The sequence below is a fragment of the Mesorhizobium sp. GW821-FHT07A06 genome (genome assembly GCF_059419085.1).
Window position 1 is genome coordinate 987,583 of sequence record NZ_JBWKRC010000001.1, and the last position, 25,435, is coordinate 1,013,017.

Here is a 25,435-nt window from a genome sequence, read left to right on the forward strand (position 1 = left end):
TTCCTTCAACGTCGTTCGAGCCACGTCAGGAGGAGACAATGAGTGCAAGTGTTAAATCGACGGCCCGCTCCGATCTCGAACGCGCCAAGAAGGACGCCTATGACCCGATCTTCAGGCGCATCGCCGTCCCGAGCTTTGCCAGCCTTTCCGAGGAGCGACAGCACCGCAAAGAGCGCCTCGCAGGCGGTTTCCGCATCTTCGCCGCGCTCGGCTTCAGTGAAGGCGTCGCAGGCCACATCACCGCGCGCGATCCAGAGTTCACCGACACGTTCTGGGTCAATCCCTTCGGAATGCATTTTGGGCAAATCAGGGCCCGCGACCTGATCCGGGTTGACCGCGAGGGCAACGTGGTCGAGGGCGAAAGCCCGGTCAATATCTCCGCCTTCGCCATCCACGCAGCAATTCACGAGGCCCGCCCGGAGGTTGTCGCCGCGGCGCATGCCCATTCTATCTATGGTAAGGCCTGGTCTGCGGTCGGCCGCCTGCTCGATCCGATTACCCAGGATGCCTGCGCCTTTTACGAGGACCACATTTTCTACGACGATGCGCGAGTGCTCATTACAGAGGCGAGCGAAGGTGTCGAACTCGCGCGCTGCCTCGGTCCGCACAAGGCTGCGATTCTGCGTAACCACGGCCTGCTAACCGTCGGCCAGACGATCGAGGAGGCTGTCTGGTGGTTCGTCGCGATGGAGCGCTGCTGTCAGGCGCAGTTTCTTGCCGAGTCGGTCGGCCAGCCGCTTCAGATCGACCGCTCGAACGCTCGCGCCGCCCGGGCTGTGAACGGAACTCCCTTCACCGGGTGGTTCCAGTGCCAGCCGCTATGGGACCAAGTCGTGAGAATACAGCCGGACCTGCTGAAGTAGCTACGGCAAATCCGTGAGAGGCCAAATGATGTCCGCGAACACCGCGTGCGACAACAATACGTCAGCGACCATGGCGCTGCTTCACATGGCTGCCGGAGGATGGATCGGCCAGTCGGTGCATGTCGCCGCGAAGCTTGGGATTGCGGATATTCTGGAGAGCGGACCCAAAACTCCATCTGAGATCGCAACGACTACGGGGTCCCACCCTGAGGCTCTCCATCGGCTCCTGCGGACGTTGGCGAGTCTGGGCATCTTTGCGGAGGATGAGGAGGGCCGTTTCGGCCTTACTGCGCTCGCCGATGGGTTGCGGTCACAGGCGCCCGTTTCCCTGCGTACCTTTGCGATCATGCTGGGCGAGGAGGTGCTTTGGCGCCCTTGGGGCGCGCTTCACCATGCCGTGCAGACCGGTGAAGCGGCCTTCGCTCATGTTTTTGGCGGAGGACTGTACGGATACCTCAGCACGCACCCGGCAGCAGCGGCCATTTTCGACGCGGCAATCACCGATCGCGCCCGCCAGGAGAATAGGGCGGTCGTCGATGCCTACGACTGGTGGCCGGAAACGATCGTAGATGTCGGAGGTGGGCAGGGTTCGCTGCTCGCCATGATCCTAGCTCAGGCCCCGAACGCCCGTGGCGTGCTCTTCGAGACGCCATGTGGTCGAAGGCGCGAAAACAATGATCGAGAAGGCTGGCCTCGCGCACAGATGTGCGGTGGTCGGCGGCGACTTTTTTCAAAGCGTGCCCACAGCGGGCGATCTCTACCTGATGCGGCGTGTGATGCACGGCTGGAGCGATGAAAGTGTAATTGTCATCCTGCGGAATTGCCGCAAGGCCACGAGGCAAAACAGCCGACTTCTCATCGTCGAGGATGTCCTTGCTCGGGGAAATGCGCTGTCCTGGGGAAAAATGCTGGATCTGCAACAGCTAGTTATGAGTGCCGGAGGACGCGAGCGGACCGAAGAGGAATATGCGCGTCTGCTTGCCGCAGCGGGGTTCAAGCTGGAACGCGTGACCCCGACGTCCTCGACGGCGAGCCTCATCGAGGCGGTCCCCGTTGTGGAAGCCAACTGATCCATCGTTGCTATTGGTCCGCACTCCGTCCGATCCGGACTTCCAAGGTGGTTCCGTGGAACGGCAGCGGCCAGCTAAGTGTGAAGCCCGGCGTTTGACTGGCACGATTGGGTCGATTGGGCGATCGTCCTCCGCCTTCGGCCATTCCCGTGGCCGCGCCTGTGCATCATTTCGTGCTGAAGGAACTGCTGCTCGAACGCGTGCTAGGCAGCAATAGGCGCACCCCGGGGGATTGCCGCATTAGCCCGGTTCATTCAGGGCAGCAACAAGACCTAGATCAGCAGCAGGCCCTTCATGTTGGAATGGCCTTTCCGCCCGATGATGATGTGGTCGTGCACCGCGATGCCCAGCCGCTTGCCCGCGTCGATGATCTCTTTCGTCATCTCGATGTCGGCGCGCGATGGCGTCTGGTCGCCGGAGGGATGCGGTGAGGCTACGAAAGGGTGGCGGCGTAGACAGCGGCGGTCAAAGGCGAAGCTTGCCTCCTGTTGGCGGTTGTGGCGCTGAGATGTCGAGCCGCTTCCTCATTCTTGTGAGAGGAACAACTGCGCCGCCGCGCGAGTCTTCCACCCGTTCAATGGGTCGATATCCGCAAGCCAGGTAGAGCGGTTCACCCGACAACGTGGCCATCAACTCGATTTCCCGAAAGCCCGCGTTGTGCGCTGCCTCCTCACACAGCTTCATGATCAGCCGCCCTACGCCATGGCGGGTAAAGTTCGGGTGAGTGTACATCGCTCTCACGCGAGCCGCGTCCTTCGCAGGGTCAAGCAGAGCAGCATCGCGACCGGTGGTACTGTCGCCACCATAAAGTGTCGCGCGGCGGCTCCATCCGCCACAGCCAGCCAGGGCACCGTCGATCTCGATGACAAAGTAGGTGCCGTCTTCGATCAGCTGGCTATCCAATCCCATGATCGCGCGACTTGAAGCGATCTGCTCGCTGCTCAAGAACGGTTTTTGGTTCTCCGAGATGGCCGCATCCATCAGCGTTTTGAGGTTGGCCAAATCACTGTGGCTTGCAAGTCGATACCTGAGTTGCTTTTGTCCCATTTCCCCACACCGGCTTGTTGGGTTATCGACTGGCCGTGCGTTCCTTCGTTCGCATGTTTCGCTGATATTAGCAGGGTTGCATATATCTTAGCCAGCCGGCGCCGACCGCCTCAACGCCCCGCCGGTCAGGCCCAGCGGCCTTCCGCTGCCAGTCCCGCTCGCAACCAAGCCGCTGGGCCGCCGGTTAACGCCGTTGCCCTGGTGTCTGCGAGATGTCATCGAAAGTCGGTCTCCAGTCGCGATTGCGTGCCTGCCGCTGGCTCTCATAGTCGTCGACCGGTTAAAAACTAACCATGTTTGTTAATCCGCAAGAAATTAGCTGTTGCTAATTTACGATCAACAGTCGGGGCTTGAAAAAATGGAACTGGTAGCCAAATTTCTGCGTGACGAATCCGGCGCAACAGCCATAGAGTATGGTTTGATCGCGGCGCTCATTGCCCTGGGAATTGTGGTTGGAGCGGGCTCGTTAGGCAACGCGATTAATGCCGAGTTCACGACGATTGGCACCACCCTAAACAACGCTCCGTAACCGTCCGGGCGATCTCCTAGAAGGGGTTTGATCCCCGCCTTCGGTGTTCTGGCTTGACCGGGCTTTCCTTTAGCTCCCAGGGGCGAGCTTCGAGCGGATTTCTTTGACGGCGCCCAAGCGGCGACAATCGCGCACCAAGGTTACCATTTCAAGGGGGGCTAGAGGCTACCGAGCGGCAGGGAAAGAATGGCCGGTGCTGGGATGCTTGGGTTAGAAGCGACAGGCACCGGCCATCGCGGGATAAGGCTTCGATTGTGATCGTCCCCCGCATTGCCTAAGTTATAGGCATATTAGCGAATACTCAACTAAGACTGAAGTCTCTACTTAGCTACCCAGCTGTACGGGGCAAAACCGGTCCTGTCCCGTTCCACTGGATGAAGGCGACTTCCTTGCCGCCCGATCGAGGCGGTTCGCTATTATCTGGCTTTGCGTGTGGCCGACAAAGGCCTGATTTAAGCGCCCAACGCTGCGGCCGGCGTGCCCTTCAACATAAGCGGTCAGCCCACGGGCTTCTATCCGCTGGGCGACGAGGTGGGCGCCACAAGATGAGCGCTTCTACGAGGTCGGACCGCTCGCAACGGTCGGGATCGTGTGTGGCCGATCGACAGTCACACGTTCATGGGCAGGCGGAACGCTGCCAGTTCCCTGCGTCGACTGTACACCGCCACGCCTGAGGTCGACTACCTGAAGGGCGGCATGCCGAACTGAGCCTGAGCCCAAGCGTGGCATGCTTTGTATCGGGTTCTGGACGGCCGCCGGTCTGTCCCACCGTTCCTCGCAACAGATTGGATAGGGGTAGCGAGCTTTCCAGGTTGCTGGCGGCAGTTGACGCCTTCAATTTTGTTCTATATTTGTTCCCGTCACCATGAAACAGGCATCGCTCCTCATACGCTGATCGCGCACCAACGCTGCACCTCGCAGCGGCCGATCATTCTTGCGTATGCGTAGGAGCGTCCCGTGACCGCCCACCCTGAAATCGAAACCGACCAACTCGCGTCAGTCCGCGCCGATGCCGCGTGTCTTCATTTTCATCCACGCGGAACCGTTCGTTGTGTCGGCGCGCCTCTGTTCAGGAACCAAGCCGCGCGTGACCTCGGATGCCTGCTCGACGTCGACCCGGCGGTGGTCGAATGGTCATGCCTCCCGCTCGTCCTGCATCGAGAGGGCGACAGCCACGTCCCGGATTTCCTTGTCGTCCAGGAGGAGGGGACTTCGATCGTCGATGCAGTGTCGGCAAGTGGTCGTCTGGAGCCATGGATCGAGGATGCTGCCGCTCAGGCGGGTTATCGATATGATCTCCAATCGACGATCATTGCAGGGCACAGGCTGGCCAATTCCATGGATCTGCTTCGGTACGCCCGTTGGCAGTGTCCGCTGGGCGACCGAGTCCGCGTGCTAGCGGCGTTGGACGAGCACGGCTCCCTCACCATCGCCGAATGCCTGACTGCCTTCCATGAGACAGTCCCGATAGCAGGACTTTCCTCGCTGGTCCTGCGCCGCTTCGTCGAGATCGATCTCGACGAAGCCAGGATCGGGCCCGAGACAGCCGTTCGCCGCATTCGCGGCTGAATGCGGCTTCCGAACATCGCTGCTGCGCCGCCAAGCGCGCAAAACCATTAAGTCAGTCAGGGCATCCAATGAAACGCATGTCGAAAGCGCTGAGCATCAAGCTCGCCTCGAGCGCGACGCGGTTCGCCGCTTATTGCTCGGTAATGCGTGCACTCCGGTATCAACGGGACTTCCTGTCGGGAGGACCGGCCGTGATCGTCCTGATCGCACCGAGGGAAGAGGACGTGGAAATTTACGAGGGCGCGTCCAAATTCCCGGCGCAGGGGGAATCGCTCATCACCGGAAGGGTGTACGGTCGCGACCGGACGCTCGTCATGGCGGTCAAACCGGAGGGACGGAAAAAGTCCGAACGGTTCGACCTACTCGGGATCATGGGTTCCAACGACCGCATCATCGTCGTTACGCATGCCCGCGACCTTCTCCAGGAAAATGTCGACGCGGTTGCAGATGCAGTACTGGTGCTTCCAGCCCTTCAGCCCCGATATCTCAAAGCGGCCGCCCGTTTCTGTCGCGGTCAGATCCTGTCCGACGAGGACGCCTCATTCCTGGCGACGGTCCCGCTGCACGTTCTCGCCGCGATCTGGCGCAAGGGCAGGGGGCTGGACAAGGTCCTGCAAGCGGCTCGCGCCACCACCCTGACCGCTCCAAAGACGAGCCTAGGGCAGGGACCGACACTGGACGATCTCCATGGACTGGGCGCCGCTGCCCACTGGGGAAGGGAGCTTGCCGTCGACTTGAAGGACTGGCGCGCAGGCAAGATTGGGTGGTCGGAAGTCGACAGGGGAATCCTGCTGAGCGGGCCGCCGGGATCGGGCAAGACGATGTTCGCGGCGGCGCTCGCGCGAACCTGTGGCGTCCATCTTGTCTTGGGTTCGCTGGCACGCTGGCAGGCAATGGGCCATTTGGGAGATCTTTTGAAGGCTATGAGAGGCGCGTTCGCGGAAGGCATGAAGAATGCGCCTTCAATCGTGTTCATTGACGAAATCGATTCCGTTGGGGACAGGAAAACCTTCTCCGGGCACAACGCACAATATAGCCGCGAGGTCGTCAACGGCCTGCTGGAATGCCTCGATGGATCCGGTGGCCGGGAAGGCGTCGTCGTGGTCGGGGCGACGAACTTCCCCCACATGCTGGATGCGGCGCTGACCCGTCCGGGCCGCCTAGACAGGCATGTGAACATTCCGCTGCCGGACATGGCGGGACGACAAGGAATTCTCGGTTGGCATCTCGCCGAGGCGTCGTCTGCTCTGGACCTGACTTCCGTCGCCGCTCGCACGAACGGTTGGACGGGGGCGGCCCTGGAACAACTCACCAGGCAGGCGCGTCGCCGTGCACGCCGTGCGCGACGCGACCTCGAAACCGCGGACTTGCTCGCCGAGTTGCCCGAGCTGGTGCCCCTCCCTGAAGCCATGCTGTGGCGAAACGCGATCCACGAGGCCGGTCACGTTGTCGTCGGCCTGACGCTGGGCGTCGGCGATTTCAGGAGCGTGGAGATCATCGACACCTTCGATCCCACAGGCGAAACCACACAGCGGGGAGGAGGGGCGCGTTTCGACGAGCAGGTCTTTCCGGAGCGGACCAAAAGGGGATTCCTCGACCGGATCGCCGTCGCGCTCGCAGGACTGGCAGCCGAGGAGGTTGTGTTCGGCTCGAGGTCTGCCGGAGGAGGGGGAAGGAAAGGTTCGGACCTTCACATCGCCACCGTGACCGCTCTGCAGGTGGAGGCCGCTTACGGGCTGGGTGCAGGATTCACGTTCCTGTCCGGGGCTAGCGAGGAGGAACTGCTGGTGACGCTGCACATGAACGGCGGCCTGCAGGCCAGGGTGGAAAACGTCCTTGCCGCGGAATTTCGTCGCGCGAAGGCGCTCGTTGAGGGGATGAGACCTGAGCTTGAAAACATTGCGGCGGCGCTGCTTCGTGATCGACGTCTGTCGGCAGAAACTGTCGAGGAGCTAATTTCGCGCCAGCCACGGCTCAAACTGCGCGACGGATCCGGGAGCGAAACTACGGCATTATGAATGCGATTGCCGCGTTCACGATCTGCGACATAGCCGGATTTCCGATGTCACCCGTTTCAGACATCGCCACCTCCAATCGCCCGTCTCCGAAGGCTTTTCGACTGCTTTCGTCGTGCCTTTTCTGGTCATGCCGACGACTTCTGGCGAGGTTTGGCTGCAAGTTCGTCTGGGCGTGAACCGAAGACGGCAAAGGCATCGGCTTCGACCCCCTTGCACCACGGGTCTCCTGTGCTCGACAGCCTTGCCACATCCTCCGGCGTGAGCCCCACCACCGAAGGATTGAAGCCAAGCGCTTCACCGTGGGACCGCAACGCCTCCTGGATTTCTTGGAGCGCGCTTTCCAGCTTTTCGGAAGATGAAACCACAGCGATGTCGAGATCGCTGTCTGGACGGTCCTCGCCCCTCGCCACGCTGCCGTAAATCCAGGCCGCGAGTACGTTCGGCCGAACTGCGGAAACCGCGTCAGCGACTACGGCGCGAATGTTGGAATGCTGGAGCGCCTCCTGCTCAAAGAGGGCTTCCAGTGCTGCCGCCAGTGGATGTTTATCGTTGACCGATAGAGGCGGGTCCTGCTCGTCCCCTCTGAAGATACGATGCCGATCCCTTCCAAGGTCCCGAGAGCAGACCAGACGCTTGCCCTTGCAAGCCCGCTGCGATCTGCAAGCAGTGGAGACGAAAGCAAGCCGCCATGCCCCGACAGCTTCCGGAGCAGCCTGACGTTTGCGTCGGTGCCGAGAATGATGGTCAGTGGATAGCGCAAGGCGCTTTGAGCGGTCGAGCGTGCCATGACACTGGTTCCTCCTGTTCTGGAACTGACAGCACGGTCAGCGTGGGATATCAAAGCGAATGTTTTGTTATCTAAACGAATGTTTTGTTATCTTGCATAACCGTCGCTACGTCGATTCAAGAAAATGATCGTGGCCATCTGGATCTCGGTGAACAGCATCAAGGGCAAATGGAGCATCTGGGTCACGATTCATGTTCAAAATAATGAAAGTCACAGAAACTAGGACCAGCGCAACGTCGCAGGAATGTGCGGAACTCATTATTCGGGCGGGCTGGCACCGGCTGCAGGCAAAGACGGCGCGGCAAGGACTCTACCCATTGTCCTTCAGGTGGAGGCGGACATTCTAGCGATCGCGATCGCCAATCCAAATCGCGTTCGAGTGGCCGCCCTCACGCGCTGCAGGTCGAACTGCTCAGCGAGCTTTTCTATGATCTGATCATCGGAAAGCCTTACGCGCAAATACGGCGACGCCAAGCTGGCAAGTTCGGCGAGCGGCGTGTCGGCATGGGATCGACTTCCATCAGCCGACACCCGGAATGGCACCGGGCGATTCGTCGCCGATCCTTCCGGCCAGAACACGTCCCGTTCCTCCTCACGAGATCGGGGAAAGCGCGCGTCTACGGCGTCGGTCACCATCTTCTGTATGATTGAACCCGTCCGCTCCATGCCATGTGCTCTCGCGATCCGGATGGCAAGAATATCGCCGTACAGCGGACCTTCGGTCTGAATGACATGCGCAATCAGCTGTCGAAGCATTGGGCGATAGCTAGCCTCGTAAAAGCGGTCATGATCCGGCATCAGCCCTGCAACACCGAAATCGGTGACGCTATAAACCCCTTCCGTTTGATTGACTGGCGGCTTGGAGGTAGCAGCCTTCGCATCACGCGACATCGCCGGGGAGAAGGGAGAGGGCTGTCCCGACGGCTTCTGCCCGACCTCGGCGCCGATACGATCTACGACGCTGCAGATGCGATCCAGATACAGCCTCTTTTCCACCGGGTCGGTGCCGGACCTCTGGTAGTGAGGGACGCGAGTGAACCAGTCGTCGGGGTCGGTGATCCTCTGGCGGACGAACGTTTCGATCATGGCTTCGCGAAGGATGGAACGATGCGGCTCCCAATTGGAGGCCGACGGTCGGATGACCTTTTCCCTGAACGCCGTCAAAGCTTCGTACGCCTGGTCAACGGTCAAGCTGCCGCTCCCCTCAAATGTGTCGGCGCCGTCCTCGGTTCCGGCCTGCACGTCGGAAATCGCGTGCTCCGCTATAGAGTCAAACAGGGCTTGGCCATCGATGTCATCGGCGGTTTCAGTTTCTGGCCGCTCCGCGATCCTGACTTCAATCGCTGGCAAATACGTGGGGCCAAGTCGATAGTCCTCGAACGCTGACATTGGCTTAGTCCGCAGTTCCTCCAGCCGCTTGAGGAGCTTTTCAGTCTGAGCGTCCGGGTTGTCAAACCAATCGGTCGACCAGACCCGAAGGATGTTCCAGCCAAGGCCCCGTAGCACCTCTTCGCGCAACCTGTCGCGGTCACGCGCACTCTTGCTTGAGTGATACTGAGCTCCATCGCACTCAATGCCTGCGAGAAACATTTCCGGGTGGTCCGGATGCCTTATTCCCAAGTCTATCTTGAATCCCGAAACCCCCACCTGCATGTCCACAGTATGGCCACGAGCGCGAAGGCGATTGGCCACCTCGGTTTCAAATTCACTGTCGGCCTCTCCGCCGATCAGCTGGACCGCTGCGCGTCCCTCGGTTTCCGTATATTCGAGGTATCGCTTCAAAACGTGGACGCCCTCCTTGCTGGTTTCCGTCGGTCTGACGTCTTCGGAGCCAAACGAAGCGAAGAGACCGATGCGAATCCGGGCCCGGGAAAAGAGGACGTTGAGACGACGATGGCCTTGCTTGCTGTTAATCGGGCCGAAGCGCTGCCGCATGACAGTCGCGCCGGCTTCCTTGCCGTAAGTCATCGATATGAAGATGAAGTCTCGTTCGTCGCCCTGAACGTTCTCCAAGTTCTTCACGAACAAAGGTTCGCCCTTCTTCCCGGCTTTCTCCCGATACGTCTCGACGAGTTCATCATCGCCCGACATGCGTCGCAGGGTTTCCTCAATGAGGTCTCTCTGGTCCGTGTTGAGCGCGACAATACCCAGGGTGGGAAGCGACTCCTCATCGCTGTTTGAGAAGTGTCGCATGAACTCTATCGCCTCTTCAGCGACGCGCTCGGCTTCGGCGACATTCCGCCTGGCCTTGTATTCCCCATTGACGCGAAGCAGGTCGATAGAGAAAGAGCCGGGTTTTGCGGCAGGGAACGTGACGAGGCTGCCCTCGTAAAAGTTGTCGTTAGAAAACCGGATCAGGCTCTCGCAACGGCTGCGATAATGCCATTTCAGGCGCCTGACCTCGCCGAATACCTTCTGGCATCGTTCAAGGATCGACTCGTCATCGATCTCGTCCGCATCTTCGTCGTCCGTGGCCGGATTGTCGCTCGAACGTTCAAAAAAGCTGGTCGGCGGAAGCTGTTTCGGATCCCCGACTACTACGATCTGCCGCGCACGCAACATGGCGCCCAACGCATCTTCCGGCTTCATTTGGGACGCCTCGTCAATGACGAGTAGGTCAAATTCAAATCTTCCTTGCGGGAGAAATTTCGAAAGCGAGAGGGGCGACATCATGAAACAGGGCTTCAGGGCCCTGACAGCTTCGCCAGCCCTTCCCATTAGCCCGCGAACTGGCGTGAAGCGTTTCTGTTTCGGAAACTCGTTTGCCAGAAGGCTCATTTGCGTCCACGTCTTCACCGATCCGTTGCGGAGGCCGTTCGGCGGCTGCCTCGAGAGCAGACGCGCCCGGACGGTCTCGCGGTCGCCAAGGATCTTCTGTCTGTCACGCTCTGCAAACGTTTTTCGTTTCGCATCGAGTTCGTTCCCGGTACGGTTTGCCAGTGACGAAGAGAAACGCCGGGCACCTTGGGCGCGAAGTCGGGAAGCGACCGCGTCAAATACGGCCGGAAGCCGCGAAGGCGGGACCAGCAGCCCATCCGTCTTGAGAAGGAAATCGACGAGGCCTGCTTCATCGAGTTCGGCCCGGGCGTTGCGAAGGGAGATGAATTCCGAAAGTTCTTCTCTGTGTTCGAGGAGGCTCTCAAGATGCGGGGTCATGGACCGCAGATCGAAGGCGTCCATGCCACTGACCCCGAATCCATCGAGACGCTTGGCCGAATGGCTTAGCTGGCCTGTAACCCGGTCATAGGACTCCGCCATCTGGCGTAGTCGATCGCGCCAAGCCCGGGCGTCTTTGGAGATAAGTCCTTCAAGGATCGGGTCTGGCAGTCGTGCCGATTTGACCGCTCGAACGTATTCCATGGCGCGTTCAGCTTGCGCAATCCCGTCACTGTCAGGCGCCAACGAGCGCACCGCGACAGCGAATGGAGACCTGTCGACCGCGATCAGCGCGCGCGAAAGCCGCGTCCTGGCGGCATCGATCGCGGCAAGGGTCGAGAGCGAAAGCGTGGAAGACGACAGCTGGTCGTCTGGATCGAGTCCGAGAACACGTTCAAAAGCCTCCAGATCCTTTGCGCACTGTTCCGCAGCGTGCCCGATCGGATGCCCGTCAATCAATTGATCGAACAGTGCGCGTCCGGTCCTATATGGATCCGCTGTCCGCGAAAGCTTTGCGAAGGCGAAGATGGACTCTGCGTTTAGCGCGACAATGGTTCTGCCAACCCGATTTCCGTCGGAAAGTTCGGACAGCTTGTTTTCCAAGGCATCGCGTAGCTTGATCCCTTGATCGATCGCTGCGAACGGCGTCGCCATCCCGGCCCACGCTTTGCCGATCGCAGGTCCAGCGTCGCGACGGGATGCGAACGCCTCGAGCGATTGGACATGTCTCGAAATTCGCTCAAGCATGTCGATGGAGTTTGGTTCTGCCGGAAGCCGGAGCCGCTCCAACATTGCGCCCGCGGCTTTGACGTCTCCGCGGATCGCGCTGAAGAGCCTGCCGATCCCGGTCTTTCGCAATGCAGCGCCGGCTTCGTCAAGTTCCCGTGAGTCCGGCCATTTGGGTTCGGTGAACGCTCTTACCGCTCGGCGAAGTTCCAGCTCTTCGCGAGAAAGCGCGTTCCAGTCATCAAATAGCTGGCCGAAAATAGACGTATCGATCTGGACCACGCCGACCCATTGCAGGTGCTCGGGGTCGGCGCTCTCGGTAACCTCTAGAGCCGCTGCAACGGCGTCGAGAGCGTGAACGGGGGCGGAGCCTCCCAAGCCTAGCAATTCCATTGCTTGGCCCATCGATTCAAGGGCGTCGAGGAACCCCTTGTTCCTGTGGATCGTGCGGTAGGCATGGGCCCGCAGGCCAACGGGGTTAAGCTCGGCAAGGCCTTGAGCCGGCAGCGCGGAGACGATCTCACGGGCCCGATCAAGAGTCGGCGCTTCGAGATCTCCTGCCGACGGCAAGTCGTCGACTGCCTGAACTGCCGAAAGGTACGAGGATTGAAGTGACAATCCATGCTGCAAGCCATCGAGATCGATGGCGGCGATCATGGCTATCGTCGAAGGGCTCGACGGCTCCGGTATGATTTTGTCGGCGGCCGACACCGCATCTCCATCCTCGCCGGAAAGAATGCCGAGATCCTCGTGTCGATCCATGAATTTCGCCAATTCCGCCGTTGCATCTCGAAGGCTTTGGATTGCCGCAAGAAACTGATCGCGCTCGTACGCAGGCAGGTGGCCCGGAGGGGTCGCGCTCCATGGTGACGTCGACGGGTGCCCATAGGAATCATGGAACGCCTGGGCGCTCGCCGCGAAGATCTCCAATTTGCCTCGGACGTCACGCAGGTTGCGCGGATCACCCAGCAGATCGTCCGGCATATGCACGTCGTTGAAAAAGTCACCAAGATCGGCGTTTACAGAACGTCCTCGGATCGACTTCCAGATCAGTTCGAACGGGGTCGCCCCGTCGTCGGCTTCGGAGTGCAGGTCGTTCAGGTATTCAGAGATCTGGGCTCGTGCGAAGGCCCACGTCGTGTCCTCCTGCGCCATACCTGCCCTAGCGGACCTCCCGACGCCGATTTCGTATCGACGGGCGAGGCTTTGGACCACAGCCTTGGGAGACGATCTGTCGGAGTGCAGCTCCAGGCAGAACTCGCCTACTCCGGACTTGTCGAGCCGCCGTTTGACAACGTCGAGCGCTGCCTGCTTCTCGGCCAGGAAAAGGACTGTCTTCCCAGCGGCCAAGGCGTTCGCGATGATGTTCGTGATAGTCTGAGACTTCCCAGTCCCCGGTGGCCCTTGGATCACCAAATTCTTTTGCCGCATCACGTCGACCAGCGCGCTGTGTTGCGAGGCGTCGGCATCCTGGATCAGGATCGGCGCGGATTTCTCGATTTCCGGATCGTCGATGCGGTAATCTTCGGGAGTGTGGAACATGGCCCCGTCACCGTCGGCGCCGTGCTCGAAACCGCTCAGGAGGGAGCCGACAAGAGGATGTGCGGCAGGGTGGGTTTGCCACTTGTCAGGCTTGGTGTCCTCGTAGATTGCTATCCGGCTAAAGGCGAAATGGCCGAGGACGAGCCAGCGTCGAACTCGCCATCTTTTCAAGCCTTCGATGCTTGCCTCGACCTTGGCCAGATAGTTTTCGACGGATCCTCCGTCATCGGCATCGCCGAAATCCGGAAGGTCTCTCCCAAATTTCGTTTCCAGGAATTTCTGAAGGCTGATGTTTGTTTCCGCAGCGCCTTCGCGCGCCGCAACTTCATAGACGTGCTTTCCTCGCACCTTCAGCCGTTCGATCTTGACAGGGAGAAGGAGGAGGGGCGCGTAGATCGGCTTGTCGGAGGCATCGCTGTCGTACCATTCCAGGAATCCGAAAGCCAAAAAGAGCGTCGACAGGCCCGCTTCCTGTTCGGCGAGCCGAGCCTCTGCGGAGATTTTCTCCATTAAAGCCTCAAGCTCGTCGGGATATTTCAACGTCTGGAGAAAGCGGTCGGAGTGCGTCTTCTTCGTGCCCGCCGGTTGGAGCTCGGTACTAGGGTCTATGCCGAGCAACCGCGCATGTTCGTTGCGATTGACGTCCGCGCGCTTGGGTCGAGGCGGGAGTCCAAGTTGGGAGCGCACGCGGTCGCGGAGGTCCCTCTCGAGCCGTTCAACAGCCATTTCATCATCGGTTGCGCTGGCGACCAAGTTGTCCAGCGCAGTCAGGAAATCGATGTCGGAAACCTTTGCGTGCTCGAACGCGTCAACGAACTCCTCGGCCTTCTCTTCTGGCGGGAGGCCCTCGGGTTCATCGAGATGGAGAATCCTGAACGAGCCGTCGTCATCGACGAGTTTCGAGTATGCTTCTTCAAGCACCTCATCGACGATCTGCAACTGGCGTTTTGAGCGGGCGCTGATCGAGTAATTCAGCATCCGATTTTTCTTGGTCAAATCCAGAAGCTTTAGTCGCAGCAGCTCGTAGATACTGCCAAGCCTGTCCAATTCGCCGCGATCAAGCATCCCAAACCTGTCGTTCATTTCCGCCTGACGGACGACGTCCACCCCGGAAACGTTGGTATCACACATGCGATTGGGAAGTGACCCCGGAATCCTTGTTTCGCACTGCGAAGATGCGACGTCAGTTTCACCGAGCTGCAATTGTGTTTGCATGCCGTCGCGCCCATCAGGCGTTGGACAGAACCTTGCCGTTCCGGCCTGCTTGCGGGCTGCTGCCACATTTCTCTGGAGCTGCCCGGCGCGATGCGTCGAGCGGTGCTCCAGTTCTCGCCACAACAGCTCGAGCGCAGGGCCATCGGACCGCATCTCTTTGAAAATGCGTTCGAGTTCATCGATTCTTTTCGATTGGTACGGTCGGGCGGGCATGATGCATATGGTTCGGTGTTACAGGCCAATTCATTCTCAAAATTGTTTCCGGCTATCAAGCGCGAGGGAGGTACCGACAATCGCCTCAGGGCGACATTTCCCAGAACAATCCCTGGTCATACGCGAAGCCCGTTTCGATCTGCAAACAGGTGACAGATTCTGTGGTCCTCCTCTGCCTCAACTCATGTAGATCGTCATTATTGTTGTCGACACCGGTTTCTTTGCTTAAGAGGCCACGCACGGGCTGACCATGGGAAAGTGGGCAAGGGGTAAAGAGTTGACGAAGGCGTTTGACGGGCTCAACCGGATCTTGGAAAAGGTTCGTGAGACGAGCCATGATTTTGTGGTCACGACTGAAATATTTCCGAACCTGGACGTAGACAGAGTCGCACGTGACATGAAGCTCGCGGAAGAAGGGCAGACCCGCGGCGCGGCCAACCAGCCCTCGAAGAGCTCGAAATCACTTGACGACGTCGAACTGGCGATCGTCAGCAAGGTCCAGGACGCCAGGAGTACGGCGTACAATAACCTGGAGGACCAACTCCATTCGTTCGCCGGCAGGCTCGGCGGCCTGGACTTCGAAGGGCAGTTTTCCGACATCCACAAAGCAAACGCCGAAGGCGTTTCCAACTTCAAGGCGGAGGTCGTCAGAGGACGCAACGAACTCCATGGATTGCGACGGGCGTTGAACGCTGCCGAAGAAGACTATGCCGATTTCCGCAAGCGACACGGGATCTCGCGCGCCCCGCGGCTGTCAGAGGGCCACGTATGGTTTTTCAAGGTGTCGTTCCTGTCCTTCCTCTTTCTCGTCGAGTCGATCATGAACGGCGTCTTCCTCGCAAAGGGAAGCGATATGGGAATCGTCGGGGGCGTGACCGAGGCCATGAGCTTCTCGTTCCTCAATATCGGGATCGCTTTGGTTTTCGCCCTATTTTGCGTCAGCCTCACTGTCCACCGGTCCACGATCCTGAAGCTTCTCGGATACCTTTCCATCGCTGGCTATGCTGGGCTTGCTGTCGCGTTGAACCTGGGGCTTGCCCACTACCGGGAGGTGGCTGGCAGCATCCTCGAAGACGCTGGACTTATCGTTATGGATAGAATCCGGCATGACCCGCTCGGCCTGGTGGACATCAAATCCTGGCTGCTCTTTGGCATCGGCCTGATGTTTTCGATCTTTGCCTTCATCGACGGCTGGTACCTGAAAGACCCGTATCTCGGATATGCCGCGGTGTACAAAAGGCTACTTGCGGCGCGCACGACTTACGCGACCCGCCAGGAAGACCTGATCGAAGAACTGCTCGCCGTACGGGACGACCACAATGAGAAGGTCGACGAAATCATAAGGGGCCTCAGCAGCCGCCGCCGAGACCACAATGCGATCATCGCCCATCGGGCGAAGCTGCTCTCCTTGTTTGTCCAGTACCAAGAGCAGCTCGAACGGACTGCAAACGTGCTGCTCAAACGCTATCGGGAAGCCAATGCCAAGGCACGGACGGAAGCTGCTCCGAAGTACTTCGACGGCGCTTACAAGCTGGACCGTATTCAACCCACAAAAGCAGGGGAGAGCGAACTTACGGATAAAGACGTCGCCGAGTCCATACGCAAGGCACAGGCAGACCTATCCGACCAGATCAGAAAGATCGCCGCGGTGTGCGACGACGGCATCGACCAGTACCGCGAACTGGACAAGCTGCATCCGGAGACGGCCCCCAATGGCTAGGACGAGAAGGAGAAAAAACCGCAAACAGGGCCGATTGGGCGCTGTTGTGGCCGGCATATGCTTGCTCGCCCTCTCCGGGGCATTGATTGGTGGATTAGGATACCTCTACGCGAAGGCCAATTCCCAAACGAAGCTGGCCAAGGAAACCTTGTGTCCGCTTGACGGCCCCGTGGCGGTAAACGTGTTCTTGGTCGATACGACCGATCCGATCTCCGACACGACACTGCTCGATATCAAGAATAGGTTCCAAAAGACCGTGTCGGCGATCCCGGTCGGCGGATTACTCGAGATTTTTGGCCTCACGGAGAACCCGGGCGAACTCGTCAAGATGTTTGACGGCTGCAATCCCGGTGACGGCTCCACTGTCGATCAATGGACCAACAATCCCGCCAGGCGCCAACGCCAATGGGAAGAGGCCTTCAACAAGCCGTTGGAGAAGGTCTCGGAGAGCATCCCCAATGGCCAATCCGGCAATCAGTCGCCGATCATGGCGGCCATTCAGCAAATCAAGCTCACGGTTTTCGACAGATTTTCGAAACCCGGCGCTGCGAAACAGTTGATCGTAGCCTCCGACATGATCGAACACACGAAGCTGTACTCCCAGTACAAGTCAGGCGTCAGCTACGGAGCGTATCTGAACAGTCCGGCGAATGCTAAATACCGAACGACGCTGGACGGGGTTGACGTTGCGATCTGGTATGTCGATCGCGCGGCCAAACCCTTTGACGGGCGCGATCATCTGGAATTCTGGGCTAAGTGGGTCGTAGAAAATCGTGGCAACTTTCTGCCGTCGCCACGACTGGAGGGAATGAATTGAACCGCCACACAGTCGGCGAAGAGTTTTCGACCGGTCTTCTCCGGAACCTGCCGCTTTATGCCTTCGCCGCGTTTACCCTCACCGGTTGCATCTTCATCGCGGTCTCGAAGCTGTGGGGGGTGAATCCGTTCGTTTCCATGACGGTCCCGATCGTGCTGATGATCGGATATTTGTCGCTGTCCTGGTTTTCGGGGCGAATCCGGCTCCACGAAGAGCAGACCGGCGACAACCTCTATTACATGGGCTTCCTGTTCACGCTGTCGAGTTTGGGCGTTTCCCTATATCAATTCACCTCAGTGTCTTCGACAGACGACGTCATCCGGAACTTCGGCATCGCGATCACGTCCACGATCTTCGGAATCGCTCTTCGCATCCTCTACAATCAGACGCGGAGAGACGTTCTCGATGTCGAGAGGGCGACACGCCATGAATTGGCGACCATGACGCGACGCGTACGCTCGGAGATGGAAAGCGCCACGCGCGAATTTGCCGACTTCCGTCGGGTGAGCAATCAGATGATCAGCGAAGGGTTCGACGAGATCGTCAGGCATGCCGACGATACTGGGGAGCAACTCAAAGGAGCTTTGGAAAAGATGGCGAACGAAGCCATCAAGCCAGTTCAGGACGCGTCAGCCAAACTCAGCGCCGCGATCAACAACAGCTTTGGTCAGATTGCATCCAAGCTCTCCGAAATCGCGGAAAAGGTCGATAACTCCGGTGACGTGTTCGAGAAGGCCAACAGCGGGATGGCCAGTTCGACGTCTCAACTCGGGAGCCAGGTCGACGCCGTGGCCAGGAAACTCGAAGCGGTCATGATACCCGAAGCCGTCCTGAAGAACGAACTTGGTCCGCTTGTCAGGGAGCTCGGCAAAATCGTCGTCGACTACGGCGCCAGGACCGAGGCCCTCAGCAAAGATCAGGCTCACCGCATGGACCTGATCACCAATGCCGCCGCGAAAATCGTGGAGACAAGTGGGCGGTCGCTTCAGATCATGGAGAAGTCGGTGGAGGCGTCCGCTCTGTTCCAGCGGAGCACAGACAGCCTTGCTCGCCATGTCCAACAGCAGAATGCAGACATGCAGAAGCTCTTGGAAAAGATGCTCGAAAAGATGCTCTTCGAAACGCGCGCGGTCTCGAAACCCGGTGTATTCGAACCTCTATCCGATGGCGTGGCTGCCGCGTCAAACGGTGCCGTCCACCATTTCGGCGACGGCTTAGTGGCGACTCCGCTTCTTGATGACATTGTCGCCGAGGCTGCCCCCGCCGAAGTTCAAGCGGCGCAGCCGAACGGTCGGGATGCGTCCGAAACGGCAGGGGATGCAGTTTCCCCCGTGGATAGAACTGTCGAGAGCGAGCCTGACAGCAAGCGGTGGTGGAACCGCCGTTGAGCACCCAGGGAACGTCAGTCTCAAGCGAGCAAAGAGGCTATGGCCGCGGCCTTATTCTCGGTCTCACCATGGCCGAGTCCATGCTGCTGCTCGTCTTCTGCCTCTTGTTGGCAGCGGGTGCGATCATCTCAAGAGAGCGGTCCACTTCTGAACGCATCAAAGCGGACAAGCTGGCGGTCGAGGTTGAACTTCAGAAGCAGAAAGACTCGAACGTTCTGCTCGCAGAAAAACTCGAGGTCTTCCGAAAGACAGTTGCTGGCAGCGACGAACTCGAAAAGGAATGGCGCGAACTGGAACTCGCAAAAAAGACGGTGGACCAGATATTGGAGTCCGGTCTCACTCTCGAAGAGGTCAAGAAACAAGCGCCCATCCTTCGGGAACTCAGCAAGAATGAACTGACCCTCTCAGAGGCGAGGGAAGGAGCCGATGTCGTCAAGAAGCTTCGGGAGCAAGGGATTTCGGCAAACGACGTGGCGGAACTTGTACCCGCGGCAGGACGGCTCCGGGATTCCGGGCTGACTGCCAACGATATCGAAAAGCTTGCCCCGGCGATCAAAGTGCTCCGAGACAAGGTCGTCGTCTTGCCCTCGAAGCAGACGCCGGAAGAGCAACTGCTTGAGGTCATTCGCAAGGCTAAGGAATCTGAAGGCAACGCAAAGCCCCACGAATGGCCGCCGATTATCAGTCTCAGCGAAACGAACGGATACTTCTTCAAGTCGGGCAGCGCGGAACTCAGCCCGAGCTTTGACGCGGCCCTACGAGAAAACACCGCCGGACAGATTGCGGATATAGCCGCGAAATATGCGGTTGACGTCGTGGAGGTCATCGGGCACACCGATGAGCAGAAGATCTCACGCCTTGGATCAAACCTTGACGCCGAGCTTCAAGAGGTACTCGGCGGCGCTGCCCCCGTCGGCATGCTGCACCCTGCGGACAATGCGGGTCTGGGGCTCGCGCGCGCGATTGCCGTAGCAAAAGTCCTGAAAAGCGTCCCGGCTCTCCAGGCGGTTACCATTCTGCCCATGTCGGGGGCCCAACTGATCCTTCCCGACGACACCCTGACCAACGGAACCCAAGCAGGTGACGTGAAATCGCGGCGTCGCATAGAGATCCGGGTCAGGAAACGCAATTCGCCGTCGACAACGGAGGTCGGCGCGAAGATTCAGTGACGCAACAGCAGCACGGGTTAGACGGTTTCGACGATCAGCGAAGGGCGGGTCGCCACCCTGCAGCCAATGCTTCGGCCTCGGAACAAAACCATCGCTCGCCTTTGCTCAGCGTGATTTGGGTCCTGTCGTAGTGTTCTTGCCCGGGCGCGTGATAGATACGCTCGCCCGACGAATTGATATTGCCTTTGATGTCGCATCCGTCTGAACCGGACGAAACGCCGACAAGCGGTACGATCGGCGCTGTCGTACCCTTGCCATGCCGGCGATCCGCCCTCCATTCCCACGGGCGTTCAAACGCGCCGATCCATATCCCTTTGCCTTCGGCCTTTGCCGTCTCCTGCAGTTCGGCGTAGGCGCCTTTGCTGTAAAGCGGCCAGTCAAGAGCCCAGCCGTCCCTGACGAGTGCAGCCTGAACGCTTTCTCCGTCCGCTCGGAAGCAGTTCCCGACGAAACGGCCGTAGCGGTCACGGGCTACGAATACACATCGGGTGGGGGACGAGGCGGCCAGAAATTGGTCCACCGCTTCGGCAGCCTTTGCGCCGCATAGGTATGCCTTGCCGTTCCCGTCTGTACAGGTTTGAGACGACTCGGGCGCGTCGATGCCATTAAAGCGGATGCGCTTACCGTGGATTTCGATTGTGTCACCGTCGATGACGGAAGCACGGCCGACTAAATACTCCTGGACCGCAGTTTTGCCCTGCGCGTAGGAGACGAGGCCAGGACTAATGCCTGAGATGAAGCTGAACCCGAAATATCCCGCAGCGCCAACAACTGCGAGCGCAGCTGCGATCGCCCAAAGTCCGCTTCCCTTCGAGCGCTGTGGGGAACGTCGCGTTACCGACTTGGCTTTGCGCCGTCGCTTAAGTTGACCAAGATGATCCATTTGCCGCCCCCGATGCATTGAACAATGCCCCAAAACCGCACTTTTCGCCATATGCGATGGGGAAGCTCGGTTAACCGACCGCGCCAGGGTTGGGACGCTGAATAACTTCTCGCAGCGGGTTCGTGAAGGCCACATAAAACCAACGGGCCGGATCTGGTCGGGCACAGGGCACGCTGGTATTTGGGAGCGACCACCGTCAACCTTTCGCTCCTAGCTGAGGAGGCGTGGTTGGATGGAGCGCCGAGCCGCTGTATCAGTTGTTGTTTTGGAAGACGAGGCGCATGTCGCGGTGCTATATCGACGCGGACACGCGTCATAGGACAGGACAGAGCCCGGCGACGGCCACTCGGTTTACCGATATCCAACCCCGGATATGTAGTCGCGAAGTAGCTCGTCTTCGTTCTCCGATTCGGACAGCAGAGCCTGCAGCGCTTCCCGCGCGTAAATGATGCCGAGCGGCCTGCGTGCCTCGTCGAGGATCGGAACACGCTGCAGGCCGCGTTCCTTCATCAATGACCAGACATCGAGCAGCGCTTCCTGTGTCCGACAATAGGTGACGTCGCGCGTCATGATGCTGTCCACCCTTGCCGTGCAGCCTAAACCGATGCACCGGCTGATCTGACCAACGATGTCTGTCTTCGTCAAAACACCGACCATGTCGCCGTGATCGCACACGACGATGAGATCGGTATGCGGCTTGGACATCAGCGCGGCTGCCTCCCTAACCGGTGCTCCTGCTTCGATCACGGCCAGGCGCTCGAGCGCGCGCGGCAGTATATTCTTGACGATCATCGTGCCAACTCCTGCTACCTTCAACGCCGATTGAACGGCGCGGTTACGACGGCGACCGCAAGAAGCGATCAAATCGGCATCCGGAAGCCGTAGAATTCGTGGTCCTCATTGTAGCCGCCGTGGCCGGCGCCGAGATCGGCGAAGTCGTGGACGAACTCGATTGCCGTAACCCACTTGACCATTTTGAAACCCAACTCGTTCTCGCAGCGTAGCCGCAATGGTGCACCATGCAGGACGCTGACCGGTGCGCCGTTCATTTCGTAGGCGAGAATCGTCAGCGCATGGCGCATGTTCTCGATCTTATGTACATCTTAGTAGCGCCCACCATCGGCGCCGTCCGCGAGGGAGTAGACGACGGCGTAACGGGCCTCCTCCGTCGGCTTCACCAAGTCGAGAATGACGTGCATGGGAACGCCGCCCCATTCGGCGACGCCGGACCAGCCCTGGATGCAGAAATGCGTCGTAATCTGCTCCTGCTTCGCCATCGCCCTGAGGTCGGCCAGCGAGAACTCCCGCGGTATCTCGACGAGACCGTCGATCCGCAGCCTGTAGCCTGCGAAGTTCTCCGCCACGAGGTCATCGAACTCTCTGGAGTTCGGCATCGTGCCGTTGGGCCAGAAGTAAGGCGAGATGTCCTTCTTGGTTAGCTGCGAGCGGGGGTCCCAGCCTTCGGCCAGCCCCATGAGCCAGCCGATCATGAATGCACCCGTGCGCTGCACCAATTGCGGATTGTGAGAGGCGAGACGACGAGCCAAGCAGCGATCAAGATGGCCATCGCAAGGAGAAACAGCGGAAATCCTGTCCACGACGCATCGTCGACACCGGCAAACATATGATATGTGTTCTGCCGGATTCCAGTGACGAGAACCATGGCACCATGCGCCAGGATGAAGCCGACGAACCAGGCGAACGAGATGAAGTGAACCGACCGCATGGCCTGCCGGTTGAACAACCGGCCGAACCATCCAAGCGCATTGGAAATCGCGGGGCTCTGCATAAGGCCGGTGAAGATCGAGACAGGCGCCGCTACGAACACCGTGATGAAATAGCTGACCTGCTGGAGGCCATTGTAGCGGGTCCAGCCTTCATCGGCTGGAAAATTCAGCAAAGCATATTGAATTGCGGTCGAGAGCGCTGCGGGAAAGACCTCCCAGGTAACAGGCACAAGCCTGCGCCACTGGTCGGTTGAAAGCAGCAGAGCGTAGAAGGCGACACCGTTGATCAGCCACAATAGGTTGACCGAGAAGTGCCACCAGCGCGACAGGCCAAGTGCGTGGCGCAGTCCGGGAATGCCCAACCATGTCGGCAGGGTGACGGAATCGTCCTTGGCGGTCCAGACGCGGCTCTTCGGGACTGGAATCTGGAATCGGAACCAGTCGCTTCCCGGCGTACAGTCGCGATTCCAATAGAGCCGTGGGTGATCGGCCAGGATCTGCAGGCCGGCCCGTATGATGAACAGCATGAAAAACATATTAAGGAAATGCTGTAGTTGCAGCCACCAAGGGAATCCGGAATCGACTGACAGCGCCGATTGCGCGATGCCGCGACGGCTCTGGATGAACCCAGCTACGCTTGGCTGATCGCGCAGGCTTTGCGCCAGCGCGATCAGGCAGAGTAGCGCCGCAGCCCCGATGGGCAGCGCCCATAGCGTATTGAAGCGCCGGCCGATCCGGATACGCGGCGCGATCCCATGTTGTGGCGGCATCCAGTGATTGAGACGGACGCGATCATCAGCATTGCTGAGCTTGGCGCGGAGCGGCTCCGGCGACGAAGATTGGGGGTTCCTTGGCATCGGCAAGCGCTTTCTGGCGTCCATCGCGCCTGGCGTGGGGCGTCAGTCGCGGAACTTTGTGAGCGCCGAACCTTTGTGGAAGGCGACGTGTTCGGTCTTGCTACTTTTGATCTCGTATTGCGGCGCTTCCGCGTTCGCACGGCGCGCGTAGCCTTTGACTTCGAAGTCGCTCGTATGCTTACGAACGATCGTGCCGCTGACGCGCCCGGCCTCTGATTTCCAGCTCACATGATCGCCAATTTCGAATTTGTCTCCCATGATCCCTCCGATCGATATTGGCGCTGCCGATCATCTAAGCGGTTCAAACCGAGTTTTCGCACCCGCGAGACAGACTCTCTAGAGTTTGCTGATCTCTCGCCAACTCAACCCAAAAGCTGATCTTTTCAACTCGCCAAACGTCGGGGTGTCGACATGCGCGACACGGCACCTGTGGAATCCGATACTAGACGAACATCATGACTACGATCGCGCCGATGACGATCAGGACAAGGCCGCCGATCAGCATCGGCAACAGACTGTTGTCTGGGTCGATACCGGACTCAAACTGCTTTGTTATCGGCTTATCGCTCTTCTTTAGTTCAGCCATGGCTCGTCTCCGTGCGAGAAAAATCGGCATGCGTCCGGTAGAGGACAGCGCCTGCGTAGGTGACTGGGACGTGTCTGCTCCGTCCTCAAATTGATCCGGCGACGAGATAGTGCGGCTCTTGATCCTTCGCGGCGAAACATTTTGTCTCCGATCGAAAGGAGAGGTCGACCTTACCCACCGCCTCGCGCTGCGCTGGAAGCTTGGAGCGGTGACGGCCTGCCGAGGAAATGTTGAGGCATCAGTACGACGTCAGCCAACGTGTAACGATCGAGGATGCTCTGGAAGGAGGCTATCGCTTCGCCAAACATACTTGAAAGCTTGCAGGAGCCTGTGAGCACGCATTGGTTTCCGGTGGCAAAGCACTCGACAACCGCGAAATCCGGCTCGGTCAGCCTTATGACATCGCCGATCCGGATCATCTCGGGCCGGAGCCCCAGAACAAGGCCGCCAGAACGGCCGCGGACCGCCTTCAGGTAGCCGCCGCGCGTCAAGGTATTGGCGACTTTGTTGAGGTGTGTCTTCGACACCTTGAAGGTGCGGGCGGTCTCCTCGATCGTGATCAGGCGATCGCCAGTGGAGGCCGCGTACATCAGCATCCTCAAAGCATAGTCTGAGAAATTTGTCAGCCTCACTGGCAGTTCCTCTCTCGGATTGGTCTGCGGTTATGGCAACCACTCTCAAACCAATTCGGCATCACAGGTCTTTCTCGACAATCGGTTCGATGCCAATTGTGGTCTCGCCACGACTGAAGGCGACAGCAAGGCGGAAACTGTGAGCGATGCGCAGCGCGCGATCCATGAACAACGTCGCAACCTCAGGTGGACAGATGCGATGCACCGTGGCGCGAAACAACTTTAACCAGCGACGGAAATGCACCTCGCCAAGGCCGGCTATCGCTAGATGCGGTGGCAGGGGCCGCCCTTCATATCGGGCCGTTCGCAGCAGAGTCGCGGACCAGAAGTCACACATCTTTGCCAGATGACGCGGCCACTCGTCAGCCTGTATCCTCTGGTGGAAGATGGGGCCAAGAAGCTCATCGCGGCGAATCTCGTCATAGAAGCCGTGAACCACACCATGGATCATGGTCTCGTCAAGCACATCCGGCAACGGGACGCCGTCGACGATGATCATTCTCTTGCTCAGACTGTTCCCGCTCATGTGCGCGCTTCCATCTCAAGGCTAGGCTGGCTTTTGGCATTGGTGACAGACAGTCCAAGCTGCCGACTGCAGGGGTTCCTTGAAAGTGCTGGCCGACTGCCGATACGAATGGCTTGCCTCGTGCGAGGCACCAATAGTGCGCATCGTTGCAACCGCGTCTTGGGATGAGGATCGATGGCTTGCATTGTCATGGCATCTTGGCTTGGGCTCGACTGAGCATCTCAACTAAAACATATATTGTCAATCTATGTTTTAGGAACGTCGATCATGCGGTGGGTGACGATGCATTGGCAGGTCTTCTGCTGAACCGCACTCAGCTGAAGCCCGAGGCTTGTTCGGAGGCCTCACAGGAAAAGCCACCGGTTGGCCAATCCGTGTGTCGCGCCATCGTGAAG

The 25,435-nt window shown here is 59.2% G+C and carries 19 protein-coding genes and 3 pseudogenes; 9 read left to right on the forward strand and 13 right to left on the reverse strand.

The window, feature by feature from the left end:
• The first annotated feature begins 38 nt into the window (after window positions 1–38).
• Together AC07SZ_RS05020 and AC07SZ_RS05025 are read left to right on the forward strand one after the other, a co-directional pair.
• Window positions 39–863, forward strand: coding sequence for a class II aldolase/adducin family protein (locus tag AC07SZ_RS05020; RefSeq protein ID WP_494913527.1), 825 nt, complete (start codon window positions 39–41; stop codon window positions 861–863).
• Window positions 864–948: 85 nt separating this feature from the next.
• Window positions 949–1,933: pseudogene (locus tag AC07SZ_RS05025) on the forward strand (methyltransferase).
• A gap of 272 nt (window positions 1,934–2,205) precedes the next feature.
• Here the strand turns inward: AC07SZ_RS05025 and AC07SZ_RS05030 are convergent.
• Together AC07SZ_RS05030 and AC07SZ_RS05035 are read right to left on the reverse strand one after the other, a co-directional pair.
• A pseudogene (locus AC07SZ_RS05030) lies at window positions 2,206–2,358 on the reverse strand (JAB domain-containing protein); the annotation flags it as partial.
• 40 nt (window positions 2,359–2,398) lie between these two features.
• Entirely contained in the window at window positions 2,399–2,980 is a 582-nt protein-coding gene (locus tag AC07SZ_RS05035; protein WP_494913529.1) for a GNAT family N-acetyltransferase, read from the reverse strand.
• Window positions 2,981–3,338: 358 nt separating this feature from the next.
• Here AC07SZ_RS05035 and AC07SZ_RS05040 point away from each other — a divergent pair, with 358 nt between their 5' ends.
• From AC07SZ_RS05040 to AC07SZ_RS05050, 3 genes are all read left to right on the forward strand, one after another.
• Window positions 3,339–3,509 (forward strand): Flp family type IVb pilin, encoded by a 171-nt coding sequence (locus tag AC07SZ_RS05040; RefSeq protein WP_494913530.1) that lies wholly within the window; start codon window positions 3,339–3,341, stop codon window positions 3,507–3,509.
• 957 nt (window positions 3,510–4,466) lie between these two features.
• On the forward strand, window positions 4,467–5,078 hold the full coding sequence (locus tag AC07SZ_RS05045; RefSeq protein ID WP_494913532.1) for a hypothetical protein: 612 nt from the start codon (window positions 4,467–4,469) through the stop codon (window positions 5,076–5,078).
• Window positions 5,079–5,146: 68 nt separating this feature from the next.
• Window positions 5,147–7,096, forward strand: a complete 1,950-nt coding sequence (locus AC07SZ_RS05050; protein WP_494913534.1) for an AAA family ATPase — start codon at window positions 5,147–5,149, stop codon at window positions 7,094–7,096.
• Window positions 7,097–7,221: 125 nt separating this feature from the next.
• Here the strand turns inward: AC07SZ_RS05050 and AC07SZ_RS05055 are convergent, their stop codons facing one another.
• The 3 genes from AC07SZ_RS05055 to AC07SZ_RS05065 form a co-directional block, all read right to left on the reverse strand.
• Complete coding sequence (locus AC07SZ_RS05055) at window positions 7,222–7,632, reverse strand: nucleotidyltransferase domain-containing protein (RefSeq protein ID WP_494913644.1); 411 nt, start codon at window positions 7,630–7,632, stop codon at window positions 7,222–7,224.
• On the reverse strand, window positions 7,566–7,883 hold the full coding sequence (locus AC07SZ_RS05060) for a helix-turn-helix domain-containing protein (RefSeq protein WP_494913535.1): 318 nt from the start codon (window positions 7,881–7,883) through the stop codon (window positions 7,566–7,568). Before AC07SZ_RS05060 ends, AC07SZ_RS05055 begins: the two co-directional genes overlap by 67 nt.
• A 324-nt stretch (window positions 7,884–8,207) precedes the next feature.
• Window positions 8,208–14,735, reverse strand: coding sequence for a DUF3320 domain-containing protein (locus AC07SZ_RS05065; RefSeq protein ID WP_494913537.1), 6,528 nt, complete (start codon window positions 14,733–14,735; stop codon window positions 8,208–8,210).
• A 277-nt stretch (window positions 14,736–15,012) separates the two neighbouring features.
• Here AC07SZ_RS05065 and AC07SZ_RS05070 point away from each other — a divergent pair, with 277 nt between their 5' ends.
• Genes AC07SZ_RS05070 through AC07SZ_RS05085 form a run of 4 tightly spaced genes read left to right on the forward strand, consistent with a single transcriptional unit; the run spans window position 15,013 to window position 19,829 of the window.
• Window positions 15,013–16,455 (forward strand): hypothetical protein, encoded by a 1,443-nt coding sequence (locus tag AC07SZ_RS05070; RefSeq protein ID WP_494913538.1) that lies wholly within the window; start codon window positions 15,013–15,015, stop codon window positions 16,453–16,455.
• Window positions 16,448–17,272, forward strand: coding sequence for a hypothetical protein (locus AC07SZ_RS05075; RefSeq protein ID WP_494913540.1), 825 nt, complete (start codon window positions 16,448–16,450; stop codon window positions 17,270–17,272). Before AC07SZ_RS05070 ends, AC07SZ_RS05075 begins: the two co-directional genes overlap by 8 nt.
• Window positions 17,269–18,660 carry a hypothetical protein gene (locus AC07SZ_RS05080; protein ID WP_494913542.1) on the forward strand — a complete coding sequence of 464 codons (1,392 nt, stop codon included), beginning with the start codon at window positions 17,269–17,271 and terminating at the stop codon, window positions 18,658–18,660. Before AC07SZ_RS05075 ends, AC07SZ_RS05080 begins: the two co-directional genes overlap by 4 nt.
• Window positions 18,657–19,829: an OmpA family protein gene (locus AC07SZ_RS05085; RefSeq protein ID WP_162258887.1), complete on the forward strand. Its 1,173-nt coding sequence runs from the start codon at window positions 18,657–18,659 to the stop codon at window positions 19,827–19,829. The genes AC07SZ_RS05080 and AC07SZ_RS05085 overlap by 4 nt, the downstream gene beginning before the upstream one ends.
• 34 nt (window positions 19,830–19,863) lie before the next feature.
• Here the strand turns inward: AC07SZ_RS05085 and AC07SZ_RS05090 are convergent, their stop codons facing one another.
• The 8 genes and pseudogenes from AC07SZ_RS05090 to AC07SZ_RS05125 form a co-directional block, all read right to left on the reverse strand.
• Window positions 19,864–20,712 carry a thermonuclease family protein gene (locus AC07SZ_RS05090; RefSeq protein WP_494913543.1) on the reverse strand — a complete coding sequence of 283 codons (849 nt, stop codon included), beginning with the start codon at window positions 20,710–20,712 and terminating at the stop codon, window positions 19,864–19,866.
• Window positions 20,713–21,063: 351 nt separating this feature from the next.
• Complete coding sequence (locus AC07SZ_RS05095; protein ID WP_494913544.1) at window positions 21,064–21,504, reverse strand: CBS domain-containing protein; 441 nt, start codon at window positions 21,502–21,504, stop codon at window positions 21,064–21,066.
• 68 nt (window positions 21,505–21,572) lie between these two features.
• Window positions 21,573–22,202, reverse strand: a pseudogene (locus tag AC07SZ_RS05100) (molybdopterin-dependent oxidoreductase).
• Window positions 22,199–23,209, reverse strand: a complete 1,011-nt coding sequence (locus AC07SZ_RS05105) for a cytochrome b/b6 domain-containing protein (protein ID WP_494913545.1) — start codon at window positions 23,207–23,209, stop codon at window positions 22,199–22,201. Before AC07SZ_RS05105 ends, AC07SZ_RS05100 begins: the two are co-directional and overlap by 4 nt.
• A 129-nt stretch (window positions 23,210–23,338) precedes the next feature.
• A complete protein-coding gene (locus AC07SZ_RS05110; RefSeq protein WP_494913547.1) occupies window positions 23,339–23,554 on the reverse strand; it encodes a hypervirulence associated TUDOR domain-containing protein in 216 nt (71 codons plus the stop codon).
• 184 nt (window positions 23,555–23,738) lie between these two features.
• Complete coding sequence (locus AC07SZ_RS05115) at window positions 23,739–23,882, reverse strand: hypothetical protein (RefSeq protein WP_494913548.1); 144 nt, start codon at window positions 23,880–23,882, stop codon at window positions 23,739–23,741.
• 170 nt (window positions 23,883–24,052) lie between these two features.
• Complete coding sequence (locus AC07SZ_RS05120) at window positions 24,053–24,514, reverse strand: RrF2 family transcriptional regulator (protein WP_494913549.1); 462 nt, start codon at window positions 24,512–24,514, stop codon at window positions 24,053–24,055.
• Window positions 24,515–24,575: 61 nt separating this feature from the next.
• The gene (locus AC07SZ_RS05125; protein ID WP_494913550.1) at window positions 24,576–25,013 is read right to left on the reverse strand and encodes a group III truncated hemoglobin; all 438 of its coding nucleotides are present in this window, start codon (window positions 25,011–25,013) and stop codon (window positions 24,576–24,578) included.
• Window positions 25,014–25,435: the final 422 nt, after the last annotated feature.